This is a genomic window from Metabacillus sp. YM-086, from assembly GCF_048059995.1.
GTDB classification, from domain to species: domain Bacteria; phylum Bacillota; class Bacilli; order Bacillales; family Bacillaceae; genus Metabacillus; species Metabacillus litoralis_B.
In genome coordinates this window covers 146,600-155,017 of record NZ_JBLUOI010000003.1, presented here as the reverse complement: position 1 = coordinate 155,017, position 8,418 = coordinate 146,600, and the positions used below count along the sequence as shown (strand labels likewise).

Sequence of the window (8,418 nt, the reverse complement as noted above, 5' to 3'; positions counted from 1 at the left end):
TATTTGTGCTACGTTATTGAATAAATTGTTAGTCTTCCAACTGTAAATTTATGTTAAAACGAGACTTAGAAAAAGTAATAATATCAAACTTGTTAATAGTTTGTTCATAGAGGGGTAATGAAAATTGAAAAAATTGTCTACGTTAGTTTTAATTTTTGTATTTTTAATAGGCTGTTCAGGAAATAAAGGAAAGTTTGAATTCGTAGGAAATTCCATGCTACCAACTATTAAAAACCAACAAACAGTAATTGTTGATTTGAATTATATGCTATATTGAATCGATTAGATAATCGGTATTATTTATTGGAGTAAAAACTATATGTCCCCTAACATGGAATCTAACTCTTTAAAATTTTCTGCAAGCCATAGCATTTCCTTTGCAAATCGTTTTGGAGGTCCTTTATGCTGATCCATGCTTGAATTTATCCACCATGTACTTTCCATAAACCATAACATTTTTAATGAGCTGATTATGAACCCTTTTTCAAGAAAACGTTGCTCACTGTATCCTTCTATAAATGCCTGAACAAGAGGAACATTAAAGTTATTTTCATCTAAGGCACCTGATATAACTGCTCTTGCAACATCAAGCTGTGGATAGTCATATTTCATTCGATCAAAATCTAAAACAGCATTTACTTTTTTCTCTTCAAACAATAAATTGTCTACCCAGAGATCGCGGTGTGCCCAACCCGTTTCATTAAGTTTAAAATCTCCTAAATTTATAGTTTCTGTTACTTTATATTGTGTCTCTAATATCGGTAACAAATCCGATTTGCCAGTATTATTTACATGATTCCAAACAGATTCCCAATGAGTTAAACGCTCCTCACGACTTGGGGGGATAAATTCAGGATAACGCTTACCGCTAAGTGTACCGTCATTTAACAGTTGATGCATATTCCCTGTTACTCGTCCTAAATCATACATTTGATGAACATTTAATTTTCCTGGAGGGATTACAGTCCCCTTACAGTAATCCATTAACATAAAGAGTTCGCCCTTCTCCGATTCAATAAGAAACTGACCTTCATGTGAATAAAGCTTAGGACATGGAAGACCTCTACTATGTAATCGCATTTGTTGAGAGAAAGCTAGTAATAATTCCTCATGATGATACAGTTTGTATCTTTCCTTGTTGAATTGCTTGATTAAAAAAACACCAGAATCTGTTGTTATTTTCCACTTTAAATTTAACCAACCACGTTTTATAGGAGTTGCATCTAATACTTTAAATCCAAAATAACAATTACAAGTATTAATAAGATCGTTTAATACCGCTTCTTCTGTTATGACAAAATCCATGCTTCATCTCCTAAAATTTCTTTCTAAATACTTCAACAAAGTTAATTTATTTCCTTTATTGCCACTGCACAATCTGTCCTTAACCGGAAAAAAGCACCTACCTAGTTCCAGAAGTGCTTTTATTGTTGAAAATTATATATATTGCAATATTCCAATTAGGACACCCATTATGCAATAAACAATTATATTATTCTTGTTGAAATATAAAGTGCCATTAGCGCAAGAGGTGCTTGGGCAATAAACCCTACTACTAGATAGCTTAGAATTCTTATTTTAGTCATTACTCTTTCAGAAATAAGAAACTTAGCCGTAAAAAACGTGTAAGGAATTAAAATCAATGATGATGTAATGATGCCTGGAACATAATCTTTGAAGAAAAAGAATTGCAGTATATGACCGATACCATTGGCTAAAAGAATTCCAGGTACTAAGAATGCAAGGAAAGTAGTTGGTTTCATGCCAATAAACCTGTTGCCATAGAATGCTTTATAACAGCCTATTGAAGCAAAAAGCCATAGTAAACTAAACGCAAATGAAAATTCCAAAGTTGTTACGCTAAAGGGAATTATATTTGAATTATCTTCAAGAAATTTCTCAACTGTTAGGATTTCTTCAATATCATGAATTAAATATAATGGAGGGAAAAGTACTAAAAACCTTCTAAACTTTGATACATCATATTCTGAATATATTTCCAGCTTTTTCTCACTTGTTTTATTTTTATTCAATAGCAGTGAAGAGCCCTCCTTAATAAGACCAATATAGCTTTTTATCTGTCGTATTAGTTAAGGAAAATCCAATTTTATTTAAAACTCTTTGGGAAGATAAATTATCTGGATTACAAGTTGCTACTATCTTTTTAACATTTGGTTGAGATAATCCCCATTCGACCATCGCTTTTCCCATTTCAGTAGCATATCCTTTCCCTTGGTAGTTTGGCACAATACTATATCCTATATCAATAATCCCCTCTTCGTTTGGTCCACCTTTAAATCCCATATCACCTATAATTGTGTTATCTTTCTTATTAATAATTATTCCTTCCCATTCATTCTCATCAGGAAATCTTTGAAATCTCTCAATCTTATAAGCAAAAAATTGTCTATAGACTTCCATAGGATAACCTTCTGCTATATTATATGGAACGATCTTTTCTAGTTCACTTTTACTTATTGATAAAGCCTCCATCATCTGAACTGTAAAAGTAACTAACTTAAGTCTGTTTGTTTCTACAAATGGCAAAATATATCCCCCCATAGTAAGTAAATTTGTTTTATATTGTACATAATATAAGATCAACACAACTCTAAACATTAATATCCTTTATTGTTACACAACATAAAAAAAGTGTATTTACTCGTTCTAAAATCTCTTTGTTTGTTGAAGGTCCTTTCATCATCGAATGCCTGTTAGCGAAAGAATATGGTATAAATTATTAATCCTATTATCAATACTAGAATAAGAATACCAGTTCCTTTCCATCCTAAACCACCAACTAAATCAGACAATCCTCCACCGTGAACACTTCCAACAGGATTTCTTTTTAATTCTTTTTGTCGCATTCTCTCTCTTCTTTTCTCAGGATGTTCTCTTTCTTCACTCATATTGTCCCCTCCACTTATAGTTACGAAAAACAACACAAGTAGTTTCATAGTTCTTTATATAACATTTGCACCATTTAGCAGGAAAAATAATATTAAAAATATTTAATTACGGTTACCAGTAACCTTTATTCCGATAAAGAAAGAAATAATCCCAAATACGATTAAAGTGAAACTAAAAATGCCATACACTCCACCTTCAAATCCCCTGATTTGAGTAATACTTATATAAAAGATAATAATTGCCGCTACATTTAATAGGATTCCAGGCAAGATTCTTATAAACATTGGATAGTCTCGTTTTCCGAACCACCACGCAACCAAAAAAATAATAAGACTTGGTATTAATGCCGCTATAAAAGGTATTAAAAAGAACATAAATTGTCCCCTTTTAAATTTTTTTTACAGATTGAATTGTTCAATTAATCTAGCAATTCGTTTAAATTTATTTGTTCATAAAGCCCTTCTCATTTTACCATATATATCCTATTTATTATTAGAATTTACTTATGAAATAAAAAAAGAGCATATCCTTATTGAATAAAGAATACGCCTCCCACAGTTGTAGAAACATCAAAATTTCACAAAATGTCTTGCAACGTCTTACCAAGAGTCCCAAAGGTAAACGTGTAACCTTCACGTTCTAACCGTTCTGGAAGAACCCACCGACTTTTTAATACCAACTCTGTTTCAGTTTTAATTAGCATTGAGCCAATCTCTAACAGCCATTTGGGTGATGGTATACCGAATGGAACATTCATAGTTTTTCTTAGTTCTTGCATCAATTTACGATTACTAACAGGTTGTGGTGAAGAGCAATTAAATACACCACTTAAATCTTCTCTGTCTTTCAAAAAGAGAACGATTTGAAACAAATCCTCGACATGTATCCAACTAAACTTTTGGTTTCCCGTTCCCTGAATACCTCCAAGTCCAAATTTCACTAAATTTCGATAAGGTATAATGACTCCGCCGTTTTTACCTAATACAATAGCTATGCGTAATGCGATTTGTCTCGTTTTTGGTAAGTCAAAGGAAAAGAAGGTTTTCTCCCAGTTTGTTGCAACATCCACTGAGAATCCAGAACCAACCTCCCCATTTTCCTCTGTCATGGGACGATCTTCTGCGTGTCGATAAATGGTTGCCGTACTGGAGTTCATCCAAATCTTAGGCGGATTATTACAAGCCTGTATAGACTCTCCTAGGATTGTAGTGGTCCTAATCCTTGAATTCATAATTTCATTCTTATTTGCTTCATTGTATCTACAATTCACAGATTTTCCAGCAAGATTAATAAGAAGTTCACTATCCTCTAATGCCCCTATAATCCTTGTTTGATCTTCCCAAGAAATATGTTGTTTTTGCCTTGATATAATAGATACCTTATATCCTAATTCCTTAAATTTTTCATGAAAATATTCACCGATGAAGCCTGTTCCCCCTGCTAAAACTACTTTTTTCATAGTATTACTCCAATCTACTTTAAAATCTCACTAAATCTTATAATTGATTCTTGAATGGCATTCATTGAAATCTACCTAATATATTTTTTGTATAAAAATGTACATATAACAATTATAAAAGTTATAATTATGGAGAATTTTAAATTCATAAATATAAACTCTGAAAAAGGAGTTGTTTCGACTGAACCCATACCATTTACATCCGTAGTATGTTTTTCCCTTTGTATCAATACTAACATGAAAGAAAATGATAGAAAGAATGAGTATATTGCAGTTTTAACTAAAGTCTTTTCCACGTTACCACCCCTAGACATCACTAATCCTCTTCCTAATTTTAACATAACATAGAGTACGTTAGCTTAACTTATGGCTTATTTATGAAAATCTACGTTTTCTTGTTCATGATGAACAATTCTATTGTTGAAGATTGTTGTTAAACTAACTAGCCCTTTAACCCTTAACGACTCATTAATAGTCGATTATGCTCATATCTTAGAAAATAGTATCGATCTCAATTAAATTCCATATTTCCGTAATCAGTTTCCCATCAAGCTTTACTTTTAGAAGTAAGTCTTCCATATCTTTCCCTATCATTTCGCTGTCGGCATCATTGAGTTTCCAGAACATAAATTTACCTGTTCCACAACCGATATAGTATTCTTCCTCTCTGTAAATAAAATGAATCTCTCTTCCCATACTTAAATCTTCAAGAAATTCCTCATACCTATATATCATAAATTTGAATCCCCTTTTTCGACCAAATAAGAAAAGCTGTACACATGACAGCTCTTTCATTAATGCGCTTCTATTGCTGAGCAAAACTTTAGGAATGATCTTTAAAATAGACCAGTTTTTCCATATATTATGTTAACTCCCTAGTTCAATAACAATATCATCTAATACAAATTCTTCTTTCCCCTTACCAGGTTTCTTTGGAATTGGAATTTCTCTATGTTCACCACTTTCGGTTATTTCGACAGCACCAAAATTTTCAGAAGTATATTCCCTTAAGGTGATGTGTGGAGTTATAATCAGTTTCGAAGCTTTTTCGTCTAATTTTTCAAATGTTTTACTCCAACTAATATTATATCCATCACTATCACCTGACCCTCCATTACCTTCACCCGAATAACGATTTCCTAGGTCATCTTTCACTTGTATCTCTACGTCTACGCCATGCCATGTGTTTCTGATCTTCTCAGAAACTATTTGCTCATAATAGACAATAAAGGACATCGGTGTGATAGATATTTCACCAACATTTACTTGTACTCCATTCGCCTCTACGCTATGATCACTTAAATTTTTCGTATTGCTTTCCGTTGCATCTAAAGAAAGTGCAAAACTCCAATTCCCTTTAATTTCTTCCTCCTTTTCTTGATTAGTTATACTTTCAATATTCAAGTTTACTTTTACTTTATCTTCATTCTTAAGATTCATGCTACTAGCCGTTATAAGACCGACATAGTGATTTTCGTCTAACTTTGATATGGTTGAGCTACCTGCCTGTCCTGTTGAACCCTTTATGTCTAGGTCTCCAAAAATGTAAGGATCATTTCCTAAATCTCGATCACTTTCAATTGAATATGTTACAGACACAGTTTTGCCATCATAAATAGCGTCATTTATCGTAACGCTAATCCCTTTACTTTTTTCTGTTATATTTAACTCAGTAGAATATTCCTTATAATTATCATAGAGGCCAGTTCTTCCGTTATCCAAAAATCTAAAAATGTCTCCTATGACAGGAATATTGCCAGCATAGGCAGGGAAGGTTAATCCGAAAGCTGAAGCCGATAAGCCGACGATCATCGCTGCTGCAGTAATATTCCATTTCCATCCCTTCATTTTCTTCTTCTGATTTAATGATTTTTTTAGCGTCTTTTTTACTCTTGCCTTTTCAAATTCACTAACTTCCATCTCCTCAAATTCATTTTCGTCTATGTCTATATCATTTAATAATTCATAAATATCCTTCACAATATACTACCTCCTAAATTAAGATTCGTAGCTTTGCTATTTAGTTTCTTTTTCCCTCTATAAATTCGATTATCTATCGCAGAATTGGTTAGCCCTAGTTTTTTAGATATATCCTCGGTATTTAAACCTAGAAAGAATTTCATAATAAAAATATCTCGATCCATAGGCTCTAAGATATTTAATAACTTGATAAGTTCCGTTTTGTTTTCGACCATAATAAGTTGATCTTCTACTGATTTTTCAGGATTTAAATCCATATAATCTGAGGTGAATTCCACTTTCTTACTAGACTTTCTGTAGTAATCAATCGCTTTAAACTTAGCAATTGCACAAATCCACTTTTTGAAATCTGTCGAATCTCCATGGAATTTCTTTGAATTGTTCCATATTGAAAGAAAAATATCGTTTATACATTCTTCTATGGCTCCTTCGTTCTCAACTTGGGATAGAATTTTATATGTTATCCCTTTAATTAGTGGTAAATATTTATCAACTATAAATTCTAATGCGTCTTCTTGCTGCCGTTGTAATCGCTGTATAAAATTTTTATCATTTGACTTCATGCACAATTCCCCTTATTTTTTTGTAAAAGCTTTTACACCTTATACAACGTATTGAAAAATTTTTTCTCTCATATTTACTATAAATAATTTTGTCAGTCCATCATTGTTCCAAAAATAGAAATCATCTACTGAGAATTTCTATTAAAAAGAAAATAGAGGCATATGTTGATTATACAAATAAAAAGTCGATTCCATTTGGAAACCGACTTTTTATGCTGAAAATGCCTTGAAGTAAAAGAATTTATAAGTTGAAGATACCATTTTTAGAAAATAAATTGTCTAGTTCCTTTAAATAGTCCTTAAATAAATAAGCCTGCCCTATTTCAAGAACAGCGCTTTTATTGTTGGAGATTGTTTCTTTACTTTATTAGTTAAGTGAGTACTAAAATAACCTAAAATATACCAAATAGTGTTATTATAAAAATGTATATTTATTTTGGAGGCTAAACATGATGTTCTCATTAGAAATTCATAATGCAATTTGGCTTTTTTTAGTCATATTTATGTTACATGATTTTGAAGAAATAATTAGTGTTGAAAGTTGGTCTAAGAAAACCTCGAATTTAGTTGAAAGCAATGATAGTCACCTAAAGAAGTTAATTTGGAGCTTCTGGAATATTAATTCACATTCTTTTGCTAAGAGAGATGTAGTAATATTTGCAGTTGCCTCAACTATCGTGTTCATAAAGGTACAATTCATTGATAGTGGATGGACAGCAATCTTATTTATAATTTTTTTGTGTTTTGTATTATTACATAACCTTGTTCATATCATACAGACCCTTATTTTAAAAACTTATACTCCTGGTCTCTACACGGCAATTGGACTAGTTACACCCTATACTATTTATTTATTTTACAGATTAGTATAGTTTGTCAGCTTTTTTCAGAAAAATAGATACATATCCTTTTTTCAAGAACAGCGCTTTTTGTTGAAGATCCCTATTAAACTAAAATCCAGTTAGTTTAACAAGAAACTCCAGTTATTTAATTTTCATCTGGCTTTTCATCAAGAACCCATTGAATTTCAGCCTCGAAATCTAACTGAAGGACAGGATTGGGAAAACTTCCTGGGACAAACTCTAGGTCTTCTGAAAAACCAAATATGAAATTCTTTATTTCTATAGTATTAGTCTCATTCCATTTGGACGATGTACTCAATTCTCCCTCTAACACTCTGCCTACTAAATGATAATGTCCCGTATATAATCTTCTCATAGTTTCTATGGTTGGGAATTGAGAAAGATGTGCTGGCATAGCAGGGTCGATTCCTAGCTTATTGAATACATCTGCTACTGAAGAATCTAAATGCTTGCAGGCATCGACAAAATTATTGCAGTATAGACAGCTACATACATTTATACCTTCCTTATAGAACTCTCGTGTCTTAATAATATCAACTTCTAATAACCAATTTGCTAATCTAATCTGCTGTAGCACTACAACACCTCTTCCCTTATAAACCCCATTAATATAAATTATCTATTAATATCTTCATCACAAGTC

The 8,418-nt window shown here is 32.0% G+C and carries 12 protein-coding genes; 2 read left to right on the top strand and 10 right to left on the bottom strand.

Annotated elements, in window-relative coordinates; genetic code table 11:
- Positions 1–124: 124 nt before the first annotated feature.
- Entirely contained in the window at positions 125–277 is a 153-nt protein-coding gene (locus tag ACEWK1_RS02675; protein WP_162987349.1) for a hypothetical protein, read from the top strand.
- Between the two features lie 38 nt (positions 278–315).
- On the opposite strand, the gene ACEWK1_RS02670 is transcribed toward ACEWK1_RS02675, so the two are convergent.
- The 9 genes from ACEWK1_RS02670 to ACEWK1_RS02630 all read right to left on the bottom strand — a co-directional run bounded on the left by ACEWK1_RS02670 (position 316) and on the right by ACEWK1_RS02630 (position 6,912).
- Positions 316–1,305: a phosphotransferase gene (locus tag ACEWK1_RS02670; RefSeq protein WP_212138759.1), complete on the bottom strand. Its 990-nt coding sequence runs from the start codon at positions 1,303–1,305 to the stop codon at positions 316–318.
- Positions 1,306–1,487: 182 nt separating this feature from the next.
- A complete protein-coding gene (locus ACEWK1_RS02665; protein ID WP_232273419.1) occupies positions 1,488–2,033 on the bottom strand; it encodes an HXXEE domain-containing protein in 546 nt (181 codons plus the stop codon).
- Between the two features lie 19 nt (positions 2,034–2,052).
- Positions 2,053–2,547, bottom strand: a complete 495-nt coding sequence (locus ACEWK1_RS02660; protein ID WP_212138758.1) for a GNAT family N-acetyltransferase — start codon at positions 2,545–2,547, stop codon at positions 2,053–2,055.
- A 167-nt stretch (positions 2,548–2,714) separates the two neighbouring features.
- Positions 2,715–2,909, bottom strand: coding sequence for a DUF6366 family protein (locus tag ACEWK1_RS02655; RefSeq protein ID WP_212138757.1), 195 nt, complete (start codon positions 2,907–2,909; stop codon positions 2,715–2,717).
- A 102-nt stretch (positions 2,910–3,011) separates the two neighbouring features.
- On the bottom strand, positions 3,012–3,284 hold the full coding sequence (locus tag ACEWK1_RS02650) for a hypothetical protein (RefSeq protein WP_416635646.1): 273 nt from the start codon (positions 3,282–3,284) through the stop codon (positions 3,012–3,014).
- Between the two features lie 203 nt (positions 3,285–3,487).
- Positions 3,488–4,369 carry a TIGR01777 family oxidoreductase gene (locus ACEWK1_RS02645; protein ID WP_212138756.1) on the bottom strand — a complete coding sequence of 294 codons (882 nt, stop codon included), beginning with the start codon at positions 4,367–4,369 and terminating at the stop codon, positions 3,488–3,490.
- A 492-nt stretch (positions 4,370–4,861) separates the two neighbouring features.
- Positions 4,862–5,104: a hypothetical protein gene (locus tag ACEWK1_RS02640; protein WP_121661962.1), complete on the bottom strand. Its 243-nt coding sequence runs from the start codon at positions 5,102–5,104 to the stop codon at positions 4,862–4,864.
- 132 nt (positions 5,105–5,236) lie between these two features.
- Positions 5,237–6,349, bottom strand: a complete 1,113-nt coding sequence (locus tag ACEWK1_RS02635) for a DUF4179 domain-containing protein (RefSeq protein ID WP_416635643.1) — start codon at positions 6,347–6,349, stop codon at positions 5,237–5,239.
- On the bottom strand, positions 6,346–6,912 hold the full coding sequence (locus ACEWK1_RS02630) for a sigma-70 family RNA polymerase sigma factor (RefSeq protein ID WP_416635641.1): 567 nt from the start codon (positions 6,910–6,912) through the stop codon (positions 6,346–6,348). The genes ACEWK1_RS02635 and ACEWK1_RS02630 overlap by 4 nt, the downstream gene beginning before the upstream one ends.
- A 449-nt stretch (positions 6,913–7,361) precedes the next feature.
- Between ACEWK1_RS02630 and ACEWK1_RS02625 the strand changes: the two genes are divergently transcribed.
- Complete coding sequence (locus ACEWK1_RS02625) at positions 7,362–7,784, top strand: HXXEE domain-containing protein (RefSeq protein ID WP_416635639.1); 423 nt, start codon at positions 7,362–7,364, stop codon at positions 7,782–7,784.
- 115 nt (positions 7,785–7,899) lie between these two features.
- Here the strand turns inward: ACEWK1_RS02625 and ACEWK1_RS02620 are convergent, their stop codons facing one another.
- Complete coding sequence (locus ACEWK1_RS02620; protein ID WP_121661965.1) at positions 7,900–8,352, bottom strand: hypothetical protein; 453 nt, start codon at positions 8,350–8,352, stop codon at positions 7,900–7,902.
- Positions 8,353–8,418: the final 66 nt, after the last annotated feature.

Bases quoted from the DNA above. Each gene is read 5' to 3' on its own strand.
- ACEWK1_RS02670 (WP_212138759.1), bottom strand. From the start codon at position 1,305: ATGGATTTTGTCATAACAGAAGAAGCGGTATTAAACGATCTTATTAAT.
- ACEWK1_RS02655 (WP_212138757.1), bottom strand. From the start codon at position 2,909: ATGAGTGAAGAAAGAGAACATCCTGAGAAAAGAAGAGAGAGAATGCGA.
- ACEWK1_RS02650 (WP_416635646.1), bottom strand. From the start codon at position 3,284: ATGTTCTTTTTAATACCTTTTATAGCGGCATTAATACCAAGTCTTATT.
- ACEWK1_RS02645 (WP_212138756.1), bottom strand. From the start codon at position 4,369: ATGAAAAAAGTAGTTTTAGCAGGGGGAACAGGCTTCATCGGTGAATAT.
- ACEWK1_RS02640 (WP_121661962.1), bottom strand. From the start codon at position 5,104: ATGATATATAGGTATGAGGAATTTCTTGAAGATTTAAGTATGGGAAGA.
- ACEWK1_RS02630 (WP_416635641.1), bottom strand. From the start codon at position 6,912: ATGAAGTCAAATGATAAAAATTTTATACAGCGATTACAACGGCAGCAA.
- ACEWK1_RS02625 (WP_416635639.1), top strand. From the start codon at position 7,362: ATGATGTTCTCATTAGAAATTCATAATGCAATTTGGCTTTTTTTAGTC.